The following is a 21,393-nucleotide window of genomic DNA, read 5'->3' as shown; positions in this document are numbered from 1 at the left end:
TCTCAGGAAAAATACCCGACTGGAACAATCGGTCTTTCTTGATTGCCATCAAGCGAGGTGCCTGGGGGCGGTTCCTACAATGGCCACGCAACCGTGACCCAGGAGGGCCCATGTCAGAGACATTCACTAAAGGTATGGCGAGGAACATCTACCTGGGAGGAGGCGTTTTCTTCTTCCTGGTATTTCTCGCCCTGACCTATCACACAGAGACCACCTTCCCCAAACGCACCCACCAGGGCGCGCTCACCGAATCGGTGGTGCGCGGCAAGCTGGTGTGGGAGCAGAACAACTGCGTCGGCTGCCATTCCATCCTCGGCGAGGGCGCCTACTTCGCGCCGGAACTGGGCAACGTGGTGATCCGCCGTGGCGGTGACGAAGCCTTCGACACCTTCCTCGCGGCCTGGATGAAGATGCAGCCGCTGGGCGTGCCCGGCCGCCGGCAGATGCCGCAGTTCAACCTCAGCGACCAGGAGGTGTCCGACCTCGCCGCGTTCCTGCGCTGGACCTCGAAGATCGATACCAACAACTGGCCGCCGAACAAGGAGGGTTGATCATGACCCCGGGCAATCCCTACCTGAAATTCGCCTCGCAGGCGGTCGCCAAGCCGTACTTCGTGTTCGCCCTGATGCTCTTCGTCGGGCAGATCCTCTTCGGCCTGATCATGGGCCTGCAGTACGTGGTCGGTGACTTCCTGTTCCCGCTCATCCCCTTCAACGTCGCCCGCATGGTGCACACCAACCTGCTGATCGTCTGGCTGCTGTTCGCCTTCATGGGGGCGGCTTACTACCTGATTCCCGAAGAGGCCGACCGCGAGCTGTACAGCCCGAAACTGGCCATCGTGCTGTTCTGGGTGTTCGCCGCCGCCGGCGTGCTGACTATCCTCGGCTACCTGCTGGTGCCCTATGCGGGCCTGGCGAAGATGACCGGCAACGAGTTGCTGCCGACCATGGGCCGGGAGTTCCTCGAACAGCCCACCATTACCAAGATGGGCATCGTAGTCGTCGCGCTGGGCTTCCTCTTCAACATCGGCATGACCCTGCTCAAGGGCCGCAAGACCGCCGTCAGCGTGGTGATGATGACCGGCCTGGTGGGTCTCGCCGTGTTCTTCCTGTTCTCCTTCTACAACCCGGAGAACCTGGCGCGCGACAAGTACTACTGGTGGTGGGTCGTGCACCTGTGGGTGGAAGGCGTGTGGGAACTGATCATGGGCTCGATGCTGGCCTTCGTGCTGATCAAGATCACCGGCGTCGACCGCGAAGTCGTCGAGAAGTGGCTCTACGTGATCATCGCCATGGCCCTGATCACCGGCATCATCGGCACCGGCCACCACTACTTCTGGATCGGCGCTCCGACCGTCTGGCTGTGGCTCGGCTCGATCTTCTCCGCGCTGGAACCGCTGCCGTTCTTCGCCATGGTGCTGTTCGCCTTCAACATGGTCAGGCGCCGTCGCCGCGAGCACCCCAACAAGGCCGCCTCGCTCTGGGCCCTGGGCACCACCGTCACCGCCTTCCTCGGCGCCGGCGTCTGGGGCTTCCTGCACACCCTGGCACCGGTCAACTACTACACCCACGGTTCGCAGCTCACCGCCGCCCACGGCCACCTGGCCTTCTACGGCGCCTACGCGATGATCGTCATGACCATGATCAGCTACGCCATGCCGCGCCTGCGGGGCATCGGCGAAGCACCCGACGCCCGCGCCCAGAGCCTGGAGATCTGGGGCTTCTGGCTGATGACCATTTCCATGCTGCTGATCACCCTGCTGCTCACCGCCGCCGGCATCGTGCAGATCTGGCTGCAACGCATGCCGGCCGATGGCGCCGCGCTGCCGTTCATGGCCACGGTCGACCAGCTCAAGGTGTTCTTCTGGCTGCGCCTGTACGCCGGCGTGGGCTTCCTCATCGGGCTCATCTGCTACCTGTTTAGCTTCCGTCAGCGCGGCCGCGTCGCCGTGGGGGAGGTGCAGATGAACTGAGGGCTTACCGATCCGGGCCCGTCTTCTGTGACGGGCCTTTCGCGTTATCGCAGCCATCGGCAGGCCGCATCTGCCGGTGGCTCGAATCACTCCCTACCCCCAACCCTCTCCCAGGAGGCAGGTGCCCATGACCCTTCACCTCGAAGTCGAAGAAGGCTTCGGCCGCGCCTGGCACCGCTTCATCACCCGCCGTGCCAGCCCGGAATTCGACGAGGCGGCCGTGCCCCTGGACGCCATGCGCCGCAGCCTGCTCCTGCTGTTCCGCGGCACCGGCGGCGAGGCCGGTGTCGGTGTGGAAGCGGCCAGCCCCCGTGAGCTGCTGGTGCGCCGCAGCCTGCTGCAACAGGTGGCCGGTACCTGCCAGCAATTGCCGGTGGCCTGGTTCGATGCCGACTCCCTGCGCCTGCCCGCGCAGCTGGCCGTCTACCCCGATGTCGAACTGAACCGCGAGCTGTACCGCTGGCTGGCGCTGCTGGCCGCCCACAGCCAGCCGATGCGCCACTGGGCGCGGGACAACCAGGCCTGGACCCTCGCCGTGCTCGAACGCTACCCGCTGCTGCGCCCGCGCTACCAGCGCCTGGTGGAGGCACTGCTGAGCCTGCGTCCCGACCCTGCCGCCTTGCCCCCCGCCGAAGCGGCCCTGGAGCGGGCGCTGCAACAGGCCCTGCACAAGCCGGGCAGCCTCGAGCGCCTGCCCCGCAGCGAGAAGGCCCCCTGGCCGCTGCCACTGTGGCTCTACCCGCCGCAACGCCTGGCCGCGCCACAGCATGCCGAACTGGTGGACGGCGACGAGCAGGGCCGCTCCGCCCACAGCGAGGCCAAGGGCCAGGCACGCAAACGGGCCGAACGCACCGGGCAGGACCCCGGTCGCGGCGGCTTGCTGCTGTTCCGTCTGGAGAACCTGTTCAGCTGGTCCGAGCACGTCGAGCTGGACCGCGCCGGTGACGACAGCGAAGACCTCGATGCGGCCAAGGTCGCGGACGATCTGGACCACCTCAGCCTGTCGCGGCAGCGGCAGAAGAAGGGCGGCGGGCTGAAGCTCGACCTCGACCTGCCCGCCGCCGAGTTCGACGACATTCCCCTGGGCGAAGGCATCCGCCTGCCGGAGTGGGACCATCGCCGCCAGCAACTGCTCGCCGACCATGTCTGCCTGCAGCCGATGCTGCCGCGTGATGCCCAGCCGGCACCGTTGCCGGATGCCCTGGCGGCCATCGCACGGCGCCTGCGCCGGCAGTTCGAAAGCTTGCGCCAGCAGCCGCAGTGGCTGCATCGCCAGCCCCAGGGCACGGAGCTCGACCTCGACGCCTGGTTGGATTTCAGCGTCGAGCGGCGCCTGGGGGCGTGCAGCGAGCCGGGGCTGTTCCGCGAACGTCGGCAGGCCCGACGTGACCTCGCCTGCCTGCTGTTGGCGGACCTGTCCATGTCCACCGATGCGCACATCGACAACCAGCACCGGATCATCGACCTGATCAGCGACAGCCTGCTGCTGTTCGGCGAAGCGCTGCAGGCGGTGGGCGACCGCTTCGCGCTCTACGGCTTCTCCTCGCTGCGCCGCCAACAGGTGCGCATGACCCAGCTGAAAAGCTTCGACGAGCGCCACGACGACCGCGTGCGCGGCCGCATCCGTGCATTGCGCCCCGGCTACTACACGCGCATGGGCGCCGCCATCCGCCGCGCCACGCAATTGCTGCTGGAGCGCAAGGAACGCCAGCGCCTGCTGCTGATCCTCACCGACGGCAAGCCCAACGACCTGGACCGCTACGAAGGCCGCTACGGCGTCGAAGACACCCGCCAGGCCGTGCTTGAAGCACGCCGCGCCGGGCTGCTGCCGTTCTGCATCACCATCGACCGCGAAGCGGCGGACTACCTGCCCTACCTGTTCGGCAGCCAAGGCCACCTGCTGATCAACGACCCGGCGCAACTCCCCGTGCGCTTGCCCCAGCTCTACCGCCAGCTCACCCAGCGGCAGGGATGAGTCCCCGCAAGGTTGGGGGCGTCGAAGAGGTATTCGTAGGATGGGTCGGGCGGCGTTCCGCGAGGTACGAAACCCATGCTGCTTCGGCGCTCGGACCTGATGGGTTTCGCGGTGCTCTACCCATCCTACGGGCTACCGCCAGCTCACCTGTTGGTAGGGGTGAGCACCGCAAGGTCGGGGGCGTCGGAGAGGCATTCGTAGGATGGGGCGGGCGGCGTTCCGCGAGGTACGAAACCCATGCTGCTTCGGCGCTCGGACTTGATGGGTTTCGCTGTGCTCTACCCATCCTACGGGCTCGTTCTTGATGGGGTCCGCGGTGTTGGTCAGCGTGGCAGCCAGAGCATCATCGCCAGGCAGAACACCGCGAGCATCACGCAGTACCAGCGGAAGCGCTGCAGCCGGCGCTGGCGCGCCAGTGCCTGGCCGACCGGCAGCGACATGCCGCACTGGGGGCAGTCGTCGTCGTGGTCGTCGCCGCTTTCGTGCTGGCAGTACAGGCACTGGCGCATGGCTTACTCGAACTGTTCCAGGCGGGGGATATCGAGCACCTGCACGGTGCGCCCGTCCAGGTCGATGATGTGCTCGTCGATCAGCCGGCGCAGCACGCGGGAGAAGGTTTCCGGCTGGATCGACAAGTGCCCGGCCACCAATTGCTTGGCCATGGGCAGCTCGAAGCGGTGGGCCTCATCGCCCAGGTGGTTCAGCTGGGTCAGCAGGTAGCGCACCACGCGGTGGGTGGAGTTCTTTAGCGACAGCGTTTCGATTTCGTTGATCCGCCGGTGCAGGCGCACGCACAGGGTGGCGAGCAGGGAGAAGGGCAGCTGCGGGTTGCTGTGCAGCAGCTCCATGTAGGTGCGGTTGGCGAAGCGGTAGACCTGGGTGGGCTCCAGCGCCTGGGCCGAGGCCACGTAGTCGGGGGTGTCCATCAGCATCATGGCTTCGGCGAAGGTCTGCCGGCTGCCGACCACCTCCAGCACCTTCTCCTGGCCTTCCGGGGTCAGGCGGAAGATCTTCACCGCACCGGAGATCACGAAGTAGAACGCATGCGCCGGCTCGCCCTGGAGGAACAGCTTGTCGCCCTTCTCCAGGTTGAGCAGTGCGCTGCTGGCCAGCAGGTGCTCCAGCTGTTCCTCGTTGAGCACGTTGAACAGGTGGTGGCCACACAAAATCTGGTGGTGGACGCGATGCGCGTGCATGGCGGGGCGTTCCTGGGCAGGGGAAATCCCGCCAGTATGCACGCCGCCTCCCGAGGGGGTGATGAGGCAGGCTGTCACGGGTCGCACCTCCGGTGCGTTCTTCAGGCCGGGTGGTTGGCGCCGAGGAACAGCAGGTTGTTTTCCAGGTTGATGTGCTGCATCAGGTCGCGGCGCAGCGTCTCCAGCCCGCTGTAGAGGCGGCGCCAGCTGTTGCAGGCGTCGGCCGGCGGGGTGAGGTCGTCGGTCAGCTCGGCCAGCACCGCCAGGGACTGCGCATGCTCGTCGTGCTCATGGCGCATCACCCCGATCGGCCCCTGCACATGGGCCAGCGGTATGCCCTGGCGCAACCAGGGGAACAGCACGCTTTCCTCCTTGCACATGTGCCACTCCAGCTCCTCCTGCATCTTTCTCAGGTGCGCGGTGAGCCCGGTCGGGCATTGCGGGTGGTCGGCGTGGGTCTTCTCGACGCGATCGGCCAGGGGGATCAGTGCCGGGAATTGTTCGCGGTGGACGGTGTGGTAGCGCTCGAGGATGTGGTCGATCAGCTCGGCGTTGCTGGTCAGGCGCCAGTCGACCTGGGGGCTGCCGGGCGGCAGCGCCTGCAGCTGTTCGGCGATGCGCTGGGCGTCGAGGCCCCGCTCGCGGGCCGCGTCGCCCAGGCTGCGCTGGCCGGCGCAGCAGAAGTCGAGCTTGTAGTCGTGGAACAGCGCGGTGCTGCCGGGCAGGCTGAAGCTCAGCTCGCTCAGGGTGCGTTCGGTGAGGTTGTCGTGCATGGCGGGCCTCCGATGGCGTGGGGCACGGCGGGGCAGGCGTCGTGGTGATGGCGGCAGCCTAGGGACGGTCCGCGCCGGGCGCCTTGATTGCAGTCAAGCGTCCTCGTGGGCGGGCTCCCGCTCGTCGCCACCGGCGATCTGCATCAGCCGCTGCGGGTTGCACACCAGCAGCTTCTGCCGGCCGCCCCGCACCAGGCCGCGATCCTCCCAGGCGCTGAGGATGCGCGAGACGGTGTGCAGGGTGGTGCCGGTCATCTCGGCGATGTCCTGGCGGCTGACCGGGAAGTCGATGCGGATGCCGTCCGCCTCCGGGCGCCCGGATTGCTGCACCAGGCGCAGCACGGTATGGGCGACGCGGCGTTCCACCTCCTCGGTGGCCAGCTCGCAAAAGCGCACATGGGCTTCCTGCAGGCGCACGCCGATGGCCTGCACGGTGTTCAGGGCGAAGCCGGGGTGCCGGGCCAGCAGCGGTTCCCACTGGCGGGTCGGCCAGGCCAGGGCGAGGCTGTCCTGGGTGGCGCAGGCGGTGGCCGGGTAGTCGCCACGGCCCAGTGCGCGGACGAAGCCGAACAGGTCGCCCGGGTTGACCACCCGCACCAGCACGCGCTGGCCATCGCCGGTGATCTGGCTGGCCTTGAGGCGGCCATGCACCAGCAGGTAGAACGCTTCCGCCGGCGCTCCCTGTTCGAACACGGTGTCGCCGTTGTGCAGACGCAGGATGGCGGCCTGGCTGAGGATGTCGTCCTGCTCTTCGCGGCGGCTGTTGGCGAAGGGCGGCAGGCTGGCGAGCCAGGCGCGGTTGAGGGCGAGATCGGCAGTCACGGCAATGATTCCCAAGGTTCCGCCGCAGCATAACCCCTAGGGCAGGCGGCAGAACTTGAGGGGGATCAAGGGATGTCCCTGACCAGGCGGAAACCCAGGTTGTCCGGTGGCTGCCCGACGGCGCAGCCACCGCCGCGCGCGTCCCGCACGAAGTCGTTGATGGCGGCGCGGTGGCGGCCTTCGGCGATGCGGATCGAGCAGGCGTCGATGCGGCTGAGCTGCTCGCCCTGGTCGTCCAGCTTGACCCGCTGGTGGCAGCTGTCGGTCCACTCCCAGACGTTGCCGGCGAGGTCGGCAATGCCGAATTCGTTGAGCCCGTGGCTGCCGCGCACCTGCGCCTGGGCCGATTCGGCGGTGCGCGTCTCGGCCTCGAAGCTGTAGCGCGCCAGCCAGCGCCGTGCCGGGTTGCTGCCATCGTCGTCGATGAGCAGGGCGTCGTCGGCCCAGCGTGAACCGGCGAAGAAAGCCCATTCGACATCGCTGGGCAGGCGCCAGCGCTGCCCGGTGCGGCGGGTCAGCCAATCGGCATAGAGCTGCGCGTCCAGCAGGCTCACGCCGGTGAGGGGCAGGTCGTCGCGGGGCGTGTCGCCTTCGCTCAGCGGCAGGCAGTCGCCGTCGGCCACGCAGCGGGCGTATTCGCCCTGGCTGACCTGGTACTTCATCACCTCGAAGCTGGGTTGCACCTGCTCGCGTCGGGCAGGCGCGTCGATGGCGCGTGCATCCTGCCAGTAGTCGCCAGCGGGGCGGAAGGTGAAGGCACGGGCCGTCAGGGCCACCGTTTCCGGTGCCAGTTCGGGCTCGTGGCGGGGGGTGAGGAGCAGCACGGCTGCACCGAGCGCGAACGCGACGGGCAGGCTGATCAGGGTGGCCTTGTGCATGGCGGTGGCGTCCGTTGGCCAAGGGGGATGGCCGGCCCTCCCGGACCGGCCGGCGGCTTACTTGATCGGCGACGGCGGCTCGATCTGGCTCATCAGGTCGGCGTTCCACTCACCCTCCACCTGGAAGTGCGCGGTGGCACCCAGCAGCACACCCTCGATCAGGTTGTGGTTGAGGTAGGCGTACAGGCCCGGCTGGCGGAAGGTGTAGAGCGCCGCCCCGGCCGCGCCGCCCGGGATGAACCAGGTTTCCAGGTCTTCCTCCGGCGGGTTGTTGAACTTGCCGCTGGCCCAGACGTGGTCGCCGTGGCCACCGATCAGGTGCGGGCGGGTGTCGCGGTTGGCCTGGGAGTGGACGATCAGCACCGTCTCGCCGACCTTGGCCTTGAGCGCGTTCTTGCCGGTTAGTGCGCCGACCTTGCCGTTGAACACGATGTGGCTGGGGATCAGCCCCTTCATCACCGCCTGCATGTCGACGAAGCTTTCCATCGGGCTGGCGTAGCGCTTGAACTTGCCGTCCTTGTCACGGGGGACGTAGAAGTCCTGCTCGCCGACGTAGAACACCTTGTCGTACTTCAGCGCCTTGCCGGCGCGGTCCTTCAGGCCGTCACGCGGGAGCACCATGATCGCGCCGTTCATGCCCGAGACCACGTGCCAGGGGATCATCGCCCCGCCCGGCGCGCAGTGGTACACGAAGACCCCGGCGCGGGTCGCCTTGAAGCGCAGCTTCACCTGCTCGCCGGGGCTGACGATGGTCAGCGCACCGCCGCCCAGGGCGCCGGTGGCGGCATGGAAGTCGATGTTGTGGGCCATGCTGTTGCTGGCCGGGTTGACCAGGGTGAGTTCCACGTAGTCGTCCTGGTGCACCACCATCAGCGGTCCGGGCACCGAACCGTTGAAGGTCATGGCGTGGATCTCGGTGCCCTCGTCATCGAGCACCAGGGTCTTCTCTTCGATGGTCAGGGTGAACGCCACCACCTTCGGCTTGCCGCTGGCGCGCGCCTCATGGGCATGGACGAAGGGCGGCGCCACCAGCTCGACCTTGACCCGCTCCAGCTTGGACAGGTCGGGCGCCTTGCCCATGTTCTTCGGTGCCGGCTCGCCGGCCATCGCTTTGGCGCTGCCAAGTACCGAGCCGGTGACGCCGAGCACCACCGCGCCTGCCAGCAGGGTACGGCGGGAAAGGGACAGCTCTTCCTGATCGTGCATGGTGCATCTCCGTAAAGGACGATTCGTCGTGGCTACAGAGATACCGCGTGGGTAGAAACGTTCTTTGAGCTGAGACAAACAAGCCTGCAACTGGACAACCTGTCGCAGGGGTAGATGTGCGTCAGGTCGCGTTTGTCGATCGATGTGCGCATCACTCGCGGTGCGCGCTGCGTCGCAGCGGCTTTCGTAGGATGGTGTAGAGCGAAGCGAAACCCATCGCGCGGAGTTGCAGAAATCCTGAAGAACCCCGGAAAGCGCCGTGCTTGAGGGGAGCGCGTCGAATCTATAGCAACGCATCAGCAAGGCTCGGCACTCAGCTGGGCTCAAAACCCTCCGGCAGCATAGTTTTGGGACTCAATCCTTCTCGAAAAAGCCCTTGGCGTCCTTCAGGTAGGCCTCGCGGGTGGGGCCGTCCAGCCAGCGGGCGTAGAGCTGGATCAGTTCCTCGCCGCGCAGTTCGCGGATCACCTCGTTTATCGCCGCGATGGCCTTCTTGCCTTCGGGCGTCTTCGAGCAGCCGACATGGGCCAGCAGGTAGCTGGGCATGCCCTGCACCGGGTAGAAGCGCAGGTTGGAGACCTCCATGCCCTCGGTCTCGGCCAGGTAGCGCACCTCGGGCCAGTAGCCGAGCAGGGCGCTGATGCGGCCGTGCTCCTGCATCTGCAACAGGCTGCCCAGGGCGTTGTTGCCGTGGTGCACCAGCAGGCGTTCGGGCGGGGCGGCATGCAGCGTGGCATCGATCGCCGGCCCGTAGCTGCGCTCCACCAGCACGCCGAGGCGCTGGTGCGAGTCGGCGAGAAAGGCCGCCAGGTCGATCTTGCCGTCGTGCAGGAAGGGCCGCATCTGCGCCTCCCGCTCCTGGCGCACCACTACGCCGTTGGTGACCACGCCCAGGGTGGGGATGGAGAAGTACATCAGCTGTTCGCGCTCCTGGGTCCTCAGCACCCCTGCGTCGCAGGTGAGGGTGTCGCGGGCGAACATCTGGTTGGCCCGGGCGCGGTTGACCCGGCTGTTGAGGTGGCGGTACTGCGGTAGCCGTTGCTGCAACAGGCCGAGCATGCGGTCGGCGATGCCCTGGCCCTTGAGCGGGCCCTCCATGATGTTGAACGGCGCCATGTCGCGCACCGTCCAGGTGATCAACGGGGCGGGCTCGGCCAGGCAGGCGCCGGCTGCGCCCAGCAGCGCGCAACCGAGCAGGGCGCGGCGCAGGCGGGCGCGCAGCGATGGGGCGTGCCGCAAGGTGGGTGGCGTGCTGCGGTTCAGATTGCGCCTTCCTTGCGCAGGGTGTCGATGCGTCCCGCGTCGTAGCCGAGACCGGCGAGCAACTCGGCGGTGTGCTCGCCCAGCTCCGGGCCGACCCATTCGGCCGAGCCCGGCGTCGCCGAGAGCTTGGGCACGATGCCGGGCATGCGGAAGGGCTTGCCGTCCGGCAGGCGCGCCTGGAGGAACATCTCCCGGGCGATGAATTGCGGGTCGTTGAACATGTCTTCGGCGGAGTAGATGCGGCTGGCCGGCACCTCGGCGCGGGTCAGGGTCGCCAGCACTTGGTCCAGGGGCAGCGAGCCCACCCAACGGTCGATCACCCCGTAGAGTTCGTCGCGGCGCGCATCGCGGCCGTCGTTGCTGGCGAGCGTCGGATCGAGGGCCAGATCCTCTCGGTCGATGGCCAGCATGAAGCGCTTGAAGATGGCATCGCCGTTGGCGCCGATCTGCACGTGGCGGCCGTCGGCGCTGGTGTGGATGGAGGAGGGGGTGATGCCGGGCATGATGTTGCCGCTGCGCTCGCGGATGAAGCCGAACACGTCGAACTCCGGGACCATGCTTTCCATCATGGCGAACACCGCCTCGTACAGCGCCACGTCCACCACCTGGCCCTGGCCGCCGTTGACCTCGCGGTGGCGCAGCGCCATGAGCGCGCCGATCACGCCCCAGAGCGCGGCGATGGAGTCGCCGATGGAGATGCCGGTGCGCACCGGCGGGCGGTCCTCGAAGCCGGTGATGTAGCGCAGCCCGCCCATGGATTCGCCCACCGCACCGAAGCCCGGCTGGTCCTTCATCGGCCCGCTCTGGCCGAAGCCGGAGAGGCGCACCATCACCAGCTTCGGATTCAAGGCGTGGATCACCTCCCAGCCGAGGCCGAGCTTCTCCAGCACGCCGGGGCGGAAGTTCTCGATAAGGATGTCCGCCTCGCTCAGCAACTGCTTGAGGATGGCGATGCCGTCGGGGTGCTTGAGGTTGAGCGTCAGCGACTTCTTGTTGCGCGCCTGCACGAACCACCAGAGCGAGGTGCCCTCGTACAGCTTGCGCCACTTGCGCAACGGGTCGCCGCCATCGGGGGATTCGACCTTGATCACCTCGGCACCGAACTCGGCGCACAGGCGCGAGGCGAAGGGGCCGGCGATCAGGGTGCCGAGTTCGATGACTTTCAATCCGGCGAGGGGCTTGGCGAGGGTATCCATGGCACATCCGTGGGGCAGGGAAAAATCCCGCGTAGCCTAGACCATTGCCCCGTTGCAGTGCAGCCGTCCGCCGGCTGCTTTTTCGTGAAACACGTCGGTCTTCGGTCCCTGTCCGCTTTCCAAGGGCCCGTCACGGGGTTCTAATCCCTGGCGATACCCATCGCGCACATCGGAAACCAGGGACAGGTACTCATGCTCGGCGCTCATCCCCACACCCTTCCAGAACCCTCCGGACCCGCTTCGGGGCCTAGTGCTGCGCGCCTTTTGCAGGGTCTCGCAAATATCACATGTGATGTATTGAAAGCTTACATGTGATGAATTATTCTGCGCCCATGCAAAACAAGTCATCCGCCCATTACCAACGTTTGTTCCGCCAGCGCCTGCGTGATCAGGGGCTGGTGAAAAAGGAAGTCTGGATACTGCCGGAGAACGCCCAGGCGCTTCTGGCGGTTGAACGCAAGCTGCGCCAGCCCCAGCCAGGGCCGGTCAATCTGGAAAAGGAGGGGGTCATGGAAATGCCTCAGATCTGGAATGCGCGTGCGCTCTGCGAGGCCTTGGCCGCGACCGAGCTCTTCACCTCTGGCGATGCCGGCATCGAGCTGATCGAAGGCGCCGAGCCGAGCTTGCACGTCACCATGCATGAATACGGCGACCTGCCGCTGTTCGTCGCCCTGCACGGTGAGCAGATCATCGTCGAGGCGCTGCTCTGGCCGCAGAGCGAAGTCACCGACCTGGTGGCCTTCAACGAAGAAGTGCTGCTCAGCCGCCAGCTGTTCCCGCTTTCCAGCATCGGCCTGGAGACGCTGCCCGGCGGTGAGCGTTGCTACACCATGTTCGGTGCCCTGAGCGCCACCTCGATCCTGTCCAACGTGGTCTACGAGATCGAAACCCTCGCCAGCAACGTGATTCGGGCCACCGAAGCCTACGAAGCCTATCTGAAGGCTCAGGCCTGACCTGGAGGATGCACATGAACGTTTGGAGCAAGCTGCTGGCCGCCCTGCGTGGCGGTGTCAACGAAGCCGGTGAGGCCATTGTCGACAGCCAGGCCCTGCGTATCCTCGACCAGGAGATTCGCGATGCCGACCTGGAGCTGCGCAAGTCCAAGGAAGCCCTGGCCGAGATCATGGCGCGGCAGAAACTGGCCGAGGACCGTGCCGGCAAATGCGCCGCCAAGGTAGGCGAGTACGAAGCCTACGCGCTGAAGGCCCTGGAAGCGGGCAACGAAGCCCTGGCCAAGGAAGTGGCGGAGAAGATCGCCAACCTGGAGAACGAACTGCTTGTGGAGCGCGAGCAGGTCGCCGGTTTCGCCGCCAACGTTGCCCAGTTGCGCAAGGCGGTGACCCAGGCCGAAGGCAACATCAAGCATCTGAAACAACAGGTGGATACCGTCAAGGCCACCGAGAGCGTGCAGAAGGCGCAGATGGCCGTGGCCCAGCGCTACAGCGGCTCGCAGACCAAGTTGCACACTGCCGTCGAATCGCTGGAGCGCATCAAGCGCCAGCAGGCCGAGCGCGCGGCGAAACTGGAGGCGGCAGCCGAACTGGCCGCCACCAGCAGCCCGGACGATGACCTCGATGCCAAGCTGCGTGCAGCCGGCATCGTCGCCGACGGCACCAGCGCCGACAGCGTGCTGGCCCGCCTGAAGGACAAGGGCAAGTCCTGATTCACCGTTGAACGGGCGGGGCCGCTCGGCTCCGTCCAGCCTTTTCAGGGATAGGAAAGCGATGGACATCTTCCTGCAGACCGCACTGTCGTTCCCCACCGTGCTATTCAGCTTCCTGCTGTGCCTGGCCATCATCTACTGGGCGATCGTCGCGCTCGGGCTGGTGGAGGTCGACCTGCTGAATGTCGAGGCCGACTCGCTGCTCAGTGGCGAGGGTGTCGCCGCCCTGCTGTCGAAGCTCAAGCTCAATGACATCCCCGTTACCCTGGTGCTCAGTGTTCTGGCCTTGTTCGGCTGGCTGCTCACCTACTTCGCCGAACTCCTAATCCTCAGGCACCTGCCGTTGGGCCTGCTGCGCTACCCGCTGGGCCTGGTGGTGGCCGTCGTTGCGCTGGGCCTGTCGCTGCCGGTGGCTGCGGCCGTGTGCAGCCCGTTGCGACCGCTGTTCCGCAAGGCGGAAGCCACCACCAGCAAGAGCGTGCTCGGCCAGACCGCGGTGATCCGCAGCGGCCGCGTCACCCTGGAGCATGGCGAGGCGGTGCTCGAAGACGGTGGCGCCGGGCTGATCCTCAAGGTCCGCGCCGAGGAGGCCAAGGGCTTCAAGCGTGGCGACCGCGTCGTATTACTGGAATACCTGGAGGCGCAACACGCCTATCGGGTCATCACCGAGGACGAATTCCGGGGCATCTGACCCGGTGCGTCTCAGCATCAAAGGAGAGTGATTGCAATGAGCAACGTAGAGGCGCTGACAACTTTCTTGATCGGCCTAGGCATCGTCGTCCTGATCGTGGTCGGCATCCTGGCCCTGTTCAAGGCCTTCTATATCAAGGTCCCCCAAGGCACGGCGCTGATCGTCAACGACATGTCCTCCACGCCCAAGGTGCACTTCACCGGTTCCCTGGTGTACCCGGTCATCCACCTCAAGGAGTTCATGCGCATCTCGCTGATCACCCTGGAAGTGGACCGCCGCGCCAAGGACGGGCTGATCTGCCGCGACAACATGCGTGCCGACATCACCGTGGCCTTCTACCTGCGCGTCAATGAAACCCAGCAGGACGTGCTCAAGGTGGCCAAGGCCATCGGCGTCGAGCGTGCTTCCGACCGCGCCGCGGTGAACGAGCTGTTCAACGCCAAGTTCTCCGAGGCGCTGAAGACCGTCGGCAAGCAGTTCGACTTCGTCCAGCTGTTCGAGAACCGCCAGGACTTCCGCGACCGCATCATCGAAGTGATCGGCAACGACCTGAACGGCTATGTGCTCGAAGACGTCGCCATCGACTACCTGGAGCAGACCGCGAAGAACTCCCTCGACCCGAGCAACATCCTCGACGCCGAAGGCATCCGCAAGATCACCGAGCTGACCGCCGCGCAGAACGTCATCACCAACGAACTGGAGCGCAACCAGGAACTGGCGATCCAGAAGAAGAACGTCGAGACCCGCGAAGCCGCCCTGGCCCTGGAGCGCCAGCAGGCCGACGCCGAGGCCCGGCAGAAGCGCGAGATCGAGACCATCCGCGCCCGCGAGGAAGCCGAGACCGCCAAGGTCAAGGAAGAGGAACGCCTCAAGGCCGAGCAGGCCCGCATCCAGGCGCAGCAGGAAATCGACGTGCGCGTCGAGAACCACCAGCGCGAAGTGGAAGTGGCCCAGCAGAACCGCCAGCGCGCCGTGGTCATCGAGGTGGAGAAGGTCACCCGGGCCAAGGACCTGGAAGTGGTCGCCCGCGAGCGCGAGGTCGAGCTGCAGCGCATCGAGAAGGAAAAGGCGCTGGAAGAACAGCGCAAGAACATCGCCAACGTGATCCGCGACCGCGTCGCCGTCGAGAAGACCGTGGCCCAGGAAGAAGAGCGCATCAAGGAAGTGCGTGAGATCTCCGAGGCCGAGCGCGCCAAGCAGGTCATCGTGCTCCAGGCGCAGGCCGAAGCCGAGCAGGAGCTGGTGCGCCAGGTCAAGCAGGCCGAAGCCGACGAAACCCGCTCCAAGCACAAGGCCGTGGAAATCAACAACCTGGCCCAGGCCGAGCTGGAAGCCGCGGCCAAGCAGGCCGAGGCCAAGAAGCGCCTCGCCGAAGGCATCGAGGCCGAACGCGCTGCGCCCGGCCTGGCCGATGCGCGGGTGCTGGAAGTCACCGCTGCTGCCCAGGAGAAGGAAGGCCTGGCCCAGGCCCGCGTACGTGCCGAGCAACTGATTGCCGAGGCCCGTGGCGAGCAGGAAAAAGGCCTGGCCGATGCCCGCGTGCTGGAAGCCGCCGCCGCTGCCAAGGAGAAGGACGGCCTGGCCGAGGCCAAGGTCCTGGAAGAGAAGCTGGGCGCCCAGGCGCGTGGCGAGGAACAGCTCGGCGCCGCCAAGGCCAAGGCCACCAAGGACCTGGGTTCGGCGGAAGCGGAAATCCTGCTGCAACGCCTCAACGCCGAAGCCGAAGGCCTGGGCAAGAAGTTCGGTGCCCTGGATGCCCTCAGCGACAGCGCTCGCCAGCACGAAGAGTTCCGCATGCAGCTGGAGAAGAGCTTCGAGGAGGCCATGGCCGCCATCGCCGCCAACAAGGACATCGCCAAGGACCAGGCCGAGGTGCTCGCCACCGCGCTGGGCAAGGCGAAGATCGAGATCGTCGGCGGCGAAGGCGACTTCTTCAACTCCTTCGCCAAGTCGCTCTCCGTGGGCAAGGCCATCGAAGGCGTGGTGGGCAAGAGCCCGGTGGTGCAGGACGTGCTCGCCCGCCTGCTCAACGGCAAGTCGGCGCCTGCCGCTGCCGTCGCCGCGCCGGCCAAGGCCGAGCCCCAGGACCCGGTCGCCGGCGCCTGACGAAGGCCTGCCTCAAACCGCCAGGCACCCGGTGCACCCGGGTGCCTGAACCCCACGAATGAACAGGGAACATGTCATGTCCGAACCCAGGGATTATCTGGAACTGTCCTTCCGCTCGATCCACTGCTTCGCCAACGACGGCCGGCTGGACGTGCACGAGCTGGGCTCGCTGCTGGCCATCGCCGAGCGTGACGGCGTGATCGATGAGAACGAAATCCGCGTGCTGAAGATAATCATCGCGCACATCAAGCCCGAGGAGCTCGACCCGGCGATGCGCGAGAAGGTCGCCGAAGTCGCCCGGAAGATCGGCGCCTAACCGCTCCACGCCCCACACCCCCAGTCCCCACCGCCGCGTGGGGGCGCCTCGCTTGCAGACAGCGCAGATTCAGGAAGACCACGATGTCGGATGCCCAAGCCGCAACCCCCGCTCAGGATGTACTGGACAAGGCCGTCGCCGAAGGCGGCGCCTACGAGGTGCTGCACAAGCGCCTGCTGGACCAGGGGCAACGCCTGCGGCAGACCACCGAGTCCCTCAACCAGAAGCGCCTGGAAGAGTTCGGCAACAGCCGCATGGAAGTGGTCGGCCGGGTGCGCATCCGCACCGAGAACAACTGCATTGCCCGCGACATCGTCCAGGTCGGCGACTGCCTGCTGTTCGGCTACAACGTCTTCATCGGCCTGAAGAAGGAGACCCACGTCGCCGACGTGTTCTCCCTCTACCGCCTGGTGGAGGAGGGCGAGGGCTACGAAGCCGAGCCGGTGCCGCTGGAGGGTTCGTTCCTCGCGGCCCAGGGCTTCGTCAACGACTTCAACGAGCTCTACACCTATTACAAGAACACCCGCCTGCTGCAGCTGGCCATCCGCGACGGCAAGCTGCTGGCGAGCTTCCAGATCGGCGAGCGCATCACCGACATCCGCGTGTTCCGCTGGTCCATTTCTGCCGACGGCCGCGATGTGCGCTACATCGACAACCGTGGCGAGCGCGACATCGCCCTGCCGGCGCCCTTCGACTTCGAATGGAAGAAGGCCACCCGCGACATGGTGGTACAGGGGCGCTTCCCGCACCTGAACATCCTCGACACCGTGTTCGTCGAAACCATCGGCGGCGACCTCACCATCAAGGTCGAGAACAACACCGAGGACGGCCTCGGCATCTACCGCGAGGAAGTGCTCGACAAGACCCAGTCCCTCGACGACGCCCAGGTGGAATTCGCCCGCCTCGGCAGCCTGATCCTGCTCAAGGTGCTGCCCTACCGCGAAGAGCAGTGGCGCTACCTGGTGTTCAACAGCCTGACCCGCAAGGTCGAGCGCATCGACGCCATCGGCCTGGCCTGCGTCCAGCTGCCGGAAGACCACGGCATCATCTTCCCCGGCGGTTACTACCTGCAGAACGGCGAGTACAAGACCTTCGAGCAATCCATGGACGGCATGCGCTTCAAGCGTGCCGTGCGCTCGCCCAACGGCGAGGACGTGCAGTACATCTTCTACCACCCCGAACAGGGGCGGGCGGTGCTGCTCACCTACAACATGATCAACCGCCAGCTGCAGAACCCGCTGTTCGGCCATGGCTACGCGCGCCTGGAAGACGGGCGCATGGTTATCTTCGCCGCCGAAGGCGAGGAGCCCACCCGCATCCACCCGATGCAGGTCTGGCAGACCCCCTTCTTCACCGAGGAATTCGCCGCCCGCCAACCGGCCCGCAGCGGCTTCCTCGGGCGCATCGGCAACGCCGAGCTGGTGCGCGGCGTCTCCGACCTCTACGACCTCAGCCGCGAGATCGAAACCCCCGCGGTCTCGGTGCAGCGCTATTCCCAGCTGTGCCAGAACACCCGCCGCCTGTTCGACGTCTACCACTGGCTCGGCAGCGACCAGCTGGAAGGCCTGGCGCCGCTGCTGCGCGAGGTGGCCGCCACCGCCGAGCTGGTGCTCGACGAATACGAGAAGGTCGAGAGCATCCGCCGCCAGTCCGACCAGGCCATGGTCGGCGCCGAAGAGAAACAGAAAGCCCTGCTCGACGGCCTGCTGCCGGACAGTTGGGACCAGGTGCAGAGCTTCGTCGATGCCCTCAACGGCATCACCGCCCAGCGCGGCCTGCTGCTGACCATCCGCGACTACCGCTACATAGACGTGGCGCGCATCGACGCCATGGAAGCCGAGCTGCTCAAGGCCCAGGAACGCACCGCCGCCGCCACCGCCGGCTTCCTCGCCAGCGAGCAGGCGCTGCAGCCCTTCGTCGCCCGCCTGGAGGCCCTCGACGCCGAGGCGCAGAAGGCCGAGACCGTGGCCCAGCTGGCCGAGCCCCTGGCCGCGTTGCAGGCCATGGCCGCCGACCTCGACATGCTCTCCAGCCTGATGGCCTCGCTGCAGATCGACGACGCCACCCAGCGCACCCGCATCATCGAATCCATCTCCGAGATCTACGCCCGCCTCAACCAGGCCAAGGCCCGCGCCGAGCAGCGGCGCAAGGGGCTGGGTTCCACCGAGACCGTGGCCCAGTTCGGTGCCCAGTTCAAACTCTTCAGCCAGGGCATCACCAACGCCCTGGGCCAGGCCCAGGACCCGGAGCGCTGCGACGAACAGCTGTCGCGCCTGCTGGTGCAGCTGGAGGAGCTGGAAAGCCGCTTCGGCGACCACGAACAGTTCCTCGGCGACATCCTCGCCAAGCGCGAAGAGCTGCTGGAAACCTTCGAGGCGCACAAGCAATCCCTGCTCGACGAGCGCCAGCGCAAGGCCCAGGGCCTGCTCGACGCGGCCCGGCGCATCCTCGAAAGCCTCGGCCGGCGCACGGCGAAATTCACCCAGGCCGAAGAGCTCAACGCCTTCTTCGCCGCCGACCCGCTGATCCTCAAGCTGCGCGAACTGGCCGAGCGCCTGCGCGAGCTCAAGGACAGCGTCAAGGCCGATGATGTCGAGGCCCGCCTCAAGGGCGCCCGCGACCAGGCGGTGCGTGCCCTGCGCGACAAGACCGAGCTGTTCGAAGAGGGCGGCAACGTCATCAAGCTCGGCCCGCGCCACCGCTTCAGCGTCAACACCCAGGAGCTGGACCTGACCCTGATGCCCCGGGGTGACGAGCTGCACCTGCACCTCACCGGCACCGACTTCCTCGAACCCCTGCGCGACCCCGAGCTGGATGCCCTCAAGGCCTTCTGGCAGGTGGCGCTGGAGTCCGAATCCGCGCAGCTGTACCGCGCCGAATACCTCGCCGGGCAGGTGCTCGACGCCGCCGATGCGGGGCAGGAGAACCTCAGCCTGGACGGCCTCAAGCAACTGCTGGGGCAGCCCGACGAGCTGGCGCGGGTGATCCGCGACTTCGCCGCGCCGCGCTACAAGGAAGGCTACGAGAAGGGCATCCACGACCACGACGCCGCCGCCATCCTGGCCCAGCTGCTGCCGCTGCGCGAAAGCGCCGGGCTGCTGCGCCATGCCGCCCCGGCGCGGGCCTTCGCCAGCCTGTTCTGGGACATCCGCCGCAGCGACGAAAGCGCGGCCCAATGGCCGGAGCGGGCCCGTACCAGCCGGCACATCCAGCAGCTGTTCGGCCGCCGCGAGGGCCTGCTGCAGTTGCAGGCGGAAATCCTCGCCGCGATGCAGGCCTTCCTCGTCGAGCAGCCCCTGGCGCTGGGCGCCGCCGTCCCGGCGGAAGCCGCCGAGTACCTGGTGCAGGAACTGGCCGCCGAACGCATCGAATTCACTTTCAGCAAATACGCCCGCCAGCTGCAGGAGACGCTCAAGCTGCGCCTGCAGGGCGCGCGCATGTGGGACGACTACCAGCAGGCCCTGTCACGCCTGGCCGAGCGCCCGGCGGCGCAATGGGCGCTGGCGAGCAACTGGCTGCAGGGGCTGTGCTCGGAGGGCGAGCATGCCGCCCTGGCCGACTACATCCCCGAGGCGGTGGCCCTGTCGCTGCTGGCCGAGGACTTCCCGCGGCGCATCACCGAGGTCGACCTGCGCTTCGCCGTCGGCAACCTCATGGGCGAGCACCCGCGCATCGCCGAGCGCAGCCTGCAACTGGCGGTGGATGACTTCTTCGCCCGCCTGCGCGGCCACCGCGAGGATTTCCTGCCCGGGCTGCAGCGCTACCAGGCGCTGCGCCAGGTCATCATCGGCCGCGAGCGCGATGCCCTGCGCCTGGCCGAATTCAAGCCGCGCCCGCTCAGCTCCTTCGTGCGCAACAAGCTGATCAACGACGTCTACCTGGGCGTGATCGGCGACAACCTGGCCAAGCAGATGGGCACCGTGGGCGAGAACAAGCGCACCGACCTGATGGGCCTGCTGATGCTCATCTCGCCCCCCGGCTACGGCAAGACCACGCTGATGGAGTACGTGGCGCACCGCCTCGGGCTGATCTTCATGAAGATCAACGGCCCGGCCCTGGGCCACGAAGTGCGCTCCCTGGACCCGGCCCAGGCGCCGGACGCCACCTCGCGCCAGGAGCTGGAGAAGCTCAACCTGGCCCTGGAGATGGGCAACAACGTGATGCTCTATGTCGACGACATCCAGCACACCCACCCGGAATTCCTGCAGAAATTCATCTCGCTGTGCGACGGCACCCGGCGCATCGAAGGCGTGTGGAAGGGCCGTACCAAGACCTACGACATGCGCGGCAAGAAGTTCTGCGTGGTGATGTCGGGCAACCCGTACACCGAGTCCGGCGACGTGTTCAAGATCCCCGACATGCTCGCCAACCGTGCCGATATCTATAACCTCGGCGACACCCTGGGCGGCATGCAGGAAGCCTTCTCCCTCAGCTACATCGAGAACGGCCTGACCTCCAACCCGGTGCTGGCGCCCCTGGCCACCCGCGACATGGCCGATGTCTATCGCTTCGTCGCCAAGGCCGAGGGCAAGCCCTTCTCCAGCAACGAGCTGAGCCACAGCTACAGCGGCGCCGAGATCAACGAGATCACCACCACTCTGCAACGCCTGATGCAGGTGCGCGACGTGGTGCTCAAGGTCAACCAGCAGTACATCGCCAGCGCCGCCCAGGCCGACCAGTACCGCACCGAACCGCCGTTCAAGCTGCAGGGCTCCTACCGCAACATGAACAAGATGGCGGAGAAGATCTCCGCCGTGATGAACGACGCCGAGCTGCTGCAACTGCTGGCCGACCACTACCAGGGCGAGTCGCAGCTGCTCACCACCGGCGCCGAGGAGAACCTGCTCAAGCTCGCCGAGCTGCGCGGCAACCAGAGCCCGGAACAGGCCGAGCGCTGGGCGCAGATCAAGCGCGACTTCATGCGCAACAAGGCCATGGGCGGCAGCGACACCGACGTTGGCGGCCGCGTGGTGGCCCAGCTCAACGACCTGGTGGAAAGCGTGCGCGGCCTCGCCCGTCAGCCTGACGTGGAAGAGGCCCCGGCGGATGCCCAGGTGCCTTGGCAGGAACTGCTCGCCGGGCTGGAGAAGCTGGTGCAGAAACCGGCCAACCTCGAGGTCGAGGTGGTCGCCCCGGCCCAGCAGGGCGTGCGCGAGGTGCTGGTCAGCCTGGCCGAGAGCCTGGAGAACAGCTTCCTGCCGCTGATCAAGGTGATGGACAAGAAGATCGACATCGACCTGCGCACCCACCACCGCATCAACGACATCTCCAACCGCCTCAACCAGCTGGGCGAGATGATGGGCGCCGGCAAGGCACCGGGTGGCGAATCGTCCTGA

At 66.7% G+C, this 21,393-nt stretch carries 17 protein-coding genes; 9 read left to right on the top strand and 8 right to left on the bottom strand.

Features of this window, described 5'->3' with window-relative positions; genetic code table 11:
• Positions 1 to 110: 110 nt before the first annotated feature.
• From ACXI0U_RS17945 to ACXI0U_RS17935, 3 genes are all read left to right on the top strand, one after another.
• The gene (locus ACXI0U_RS17945) at positions 111 to 551 is read left to right on the top strand and encodes a c-type cytochrome (protein ID WP_031286928.1); all 441 of its coding nucleotides are present in this window, start codon (positions 111 to 113) and stop codon (positions 549 to 551) included.
• Between the two features lie 2 nt (positions 552 to 553).
• Positions 554 to 1,972: a cbb3-type cytochrome c oxidase subunit I gene (locus ACXI0U_RS17940; protein WP_021217076.1), complete on the top strand. Its 1,419-nt coding sequence runs from the start codon at positions 554 to 556 to the stop codon at positions 1,970 to 1,972.
• Between the two features lie 127 nt (positions 1,973 to 2,099).
• Positions 2,100 to 3,947 carry a nitric oxide reductase activation protein NorD gene (locus ACXI0U_RS17935; protein ID WP_479550628.1) on the top strand — a complete coding sequence of 616 codons (1,848 nt, stop codon included), beginning with the start codon at positions 2,100 to 2,102 and terminating at the stop codon, positions 3,945 to 3,947.
• A 323-nt stretch (positions 3,948 to 4,270) separates the two neighbouring features.
• Here the strand turns inward: ACXI0U_RS17935 and ACXI0U_RS17930 are convergent, their stop codons facing one another.
• From ACXI0U_RS17930 to ACXI0U_RS17895, 8 genes are all read right to left on the bottom strand, one after another.
• Positions 4,271 to 4,456 (bottom strand): protein DnrP, encoded by a 186-nt coding sequence (locus ACXI0U_RS17930; RefSeq protein WP_184487549.1) that lies wholly within the window; start codon positions 4,454 to 4,456, stop codon positions 4,271 to 4,273.
• Between the two features lie 3 nt (positions 4,457 to 4,459).
• Positions 4,460 to 5,143: a Crp/Fnr family transcriptional regulator gene (locus ACXI0U_RS17925; RefSeq protein ID WP_184487550.1), complete on the bottom strand. Its 684-nt coding sequence runs from the start codon at positions 5,141 to 5,143 to the stop codon at positions 4,460 to 4,462.
• A gap of 101 nt (positions 5,144 to 5,244) precedes the next feature.
• The gene (gene ytfE, locus ACXI0U_RS17920) at positions 5,245 to 5,916 is read right to left on the bottom strand and encodes an iron-sulfur cluster repair protein YtfE (RefSeq protein WP_479550627.1); all 672 of its coding nucleotides are present in this window, start codon (positions 5,914 to 5,916) and stop codon (positions 5,245 to 5,247) included.
• Positions 5,917 to 6,009: 93 nt separating this feature from the next.
• Positions 6,010 to 6,738, bottom strand: coding sequence for a Crp/Fnr family transcriptional regulator (locus ACXI0U_RS17915; RefSeq protein WP_265169634.1), 729 nt, complete (start codon positions 6,736 to 6,738; stop codon positions 6,010 to 6,012).
• Between the two features lie 65 nt (positions 6,739 to 6,803).
• On the bottom strand, positions 6,804 to 7,616 hold the full coding sequence (locus ACXI0U_RS17910) for a formylglycine-generating enzyme family protein (protein ID WP_265169633.1): 813 nt from the start codon (positions 7,614 to 7,616) through the stop codon (positions 6,804 to 6,806).
• A 57-nt stretch (positions 7,617 to 7,673) separates the two neighbouring features.
• Positions 7,674 to 8,822, bottom strand: coding sequence for a copper-containing nitrite reductase (nirK, locus tag ACXI0U_RS17905; RefSeq protein ID WP_371877020.1), 1,149 nt, complete (start codon positions 8,820 to 8,822; stop codon positions 7,674 to 7,676).
• 354 nt (positions 8,823 to 9,176) lie between these two features.
• On the bottom strand, positions 9,177 to 10,061 hold the full coding sequence (locus ACXI0U_RS17900; protein WP_043240220.1) for a TIGR02285 family protein: 885 nt from the start codon (positions 10,059 to 10,061) through the stop codon (positions 9,177 to 9,179).
• A 20-nt stretch (positions 10,062 to 10,081) separates the two neighbouring features.
• On the bottom strand, positions 10,082 to 11,281 hold the full coding sequence (locus ACXI0U_RS17895; RefSeq protein ID WP_479550626.1) for a CaiB/BaiF CoA transferase family protein: 1,200 nt from the start codon (positions 11,279 to 11,281) through the stop codon (positions 10,082 to 10,084).
• A gap of 332 nt (positions 11,282 to 11,613) precedes the next feature.
• On the opposite strand from ACXI0U_RS17895, the gene bacA reads away from it, so the two are divergent.
• The 6 genes from bacA (at position 11,614) to ACXI0U_RS17865 (ending at position 21,393) form a co-directional block, all read left to right on the top strand.
• On the top strand, positions 11,614 to 12,234 hold the full coding sequence (bacA, locus tag ACXI0U_RS17890) for a biofilm formation regulator BacA (RefSeq protein WP_265169631.1): 621 nt from the start codon (positions 11,614 to 11,616) through the stop codon (positions 12,232 to 12,234).
• A gap of 14 nt (positions 12,235 to 12,248) precedes the next feature.
• Entirely contained in the window at positions 12,249 to 12,944 is a 696-nt protein-coding gene (locus ACXI0U_RS17885; RefSeq protein ID WP_043240230.1) for a PspA/IM30 family protein, read from the top strand.
• 61 nt (positions 12,945 to 13,005) lie between these two features.
• Positions 13,006 to 13,635, top strand: coding sequence for a hypothetical protein (locus ACXI0U_RS17880; RefSeq protein ID WP_479550625.1), 630 nt, complete (start codon positions 13,006 to 13,008; stop codon positions 13,633 to 13,635).
• 36 nt (positions 13,636 to 13,671) lie between these two features.
• Positions 13,672 to 15,741 (top strand): hypothetical protein, encoded by a 2,070-nt coding sequence (locus tag ACXI0U_RS17875; RefSeq protein WP_479550624.1) that lies wholly within the window; start codon positions 13,672 to 13,674, stop codon positions 15,739 to 15,741.
• Positions 15,742 to 15,817: 76 nt separating this feature from the next.
• Positions 15,818 to 16,057, top strand: coding sequence for a hypothetical protein (locus tag ACXI0U_RS17870; RefSeq protein ID WP_479550623.1), 240 nt, complete (start codon positions 15,818 to 15,820; stop codon positions 16,055 to 16,057).
• Positions 16,058 to 16,140: 83 nt separating this feature from the next.
• A complete protein-coding gene (locus tag ACXI0U_RS17865) occupies positions 16,141 to 21,393 on the top strand; it encodes a DNA repair ATPase (protein ID WP_479550622.1) in 5,253 nt (1,750 codons plus the stop codon).

The sequence above is a fragment of the Pseudomonas sp. C9D1 genome, from assembly GCF_056491235.1.
Note: the sequence above shows the minus strand (reverse complement) of the source record. Positions and strands in the feature narration are given on the sequence as shown.

Bases quoted from the DNA above. Each gene is read 5' to 3' on its own strand.
- ACXI0U_RS17895 (WP_479550626.1), bottom strand. From the start codon at position 11,281: ATGGATACCCTCGCCAAGCCCCTCGCCGGATTGAAAGTCATCGAACTC.
- bacA (WP_265169631.1), top strand. From the start codon at position 11,614: ATGCAAAACAAGTCATCCGCCCATTACCAACGTTTGTTCCGCCAGCGC.
- ACXI0U_RS17930 (WP_184487549.1), bottom strand. From the start codon at position 4,456: ATGCGCCAGTGCCTGTACTGCCAGCACGAAAGCGGCGACGACCACGAC.
- ACXI0U_RS17865 (WP_479550622.1), top strand. From the start codon at position 16,141: ATGTCGGATGCCCAAGCCGCAACCCCCGCTCAGGATGTACTGGACAAG.
- ACXI0U_RS17870 (WP_479550623.1), top strand. From the start codon at position 15,818: ATGTCCGAACCCAGGGATTATCTGGAACTGTCCTTCCGCTCGATCCAC.
- nirK (WP_371877020.1), bottom strand. From the start codon at position 8,822: ATGCACGATCAGGAAGAGCTGTCCCTTTCCCGCCGTACCCTGCTGGCA.
- ACXI0U_RS17945 (WP_031286928.1), top strand. From the start codon at position 111: ATGTCAGAGACATTCACTAAAGGTATGGCGAGGAACATCTACCTGGGA.
- ACXI0U_RS17940 (WP_021217076.1), top strand. From the start codon at position 554: ATGACCCCGGGCAATCCCTACCTGAAATTCGCCTCGCAGGCGGTCGCC.
- ACXI0U_RS17880 (WP_479550625.1), top strand. From the start codon at position 13,006: ATGGACATCTTCCTGCAGACCGCACTGTCGTTCCCCACCGTGCTATTC.
- ACXI0U_RS17925 (WP_184487550.1), bottom strand. From the start codon at position 5,143: ATGCACGCGCATCGCGTCCACCACCAGATTTTGTGTGGCCACCACCTG.
- ACXI0U_RS17935 (WP_479550628.1), top strand. From the start codon at position 2,100: ATGACCCTTCACCTCGAAGTCGAAGAAGGCTTCGGCCGCGCCTGGCAC.
- ACXI0U_RS17910 (WP_265169633.1), bottom strand. From the start codon at position 7,616: ATGCACAAGGCCACCCTGATCAGCCTGCCCGTCGCGTTCGCGCTCGGT.
- ACXI0U_RS17875 (WP_479550624.1), top strand. From the start codon at position 13,672: ATGAGCAACGTAGAGGCGCTGACAACTTTCTTGATCGGCCTAGGCATC.
- ytfE (WP_479550627.1), bottom strand. From the start codon at position 5,916: ATGCACGACAACCTCACCGAACGCACCCTGAGCGAGCTGAGCTTCAGC.
- ACXI0U_RS17885 (WP_043240230.1), top strand. From the start codon at position 12,249: ATGAACGTTTGGAGCAAGCTGCTGGCCGCCCTGCGTGGCGGTGTCAAC.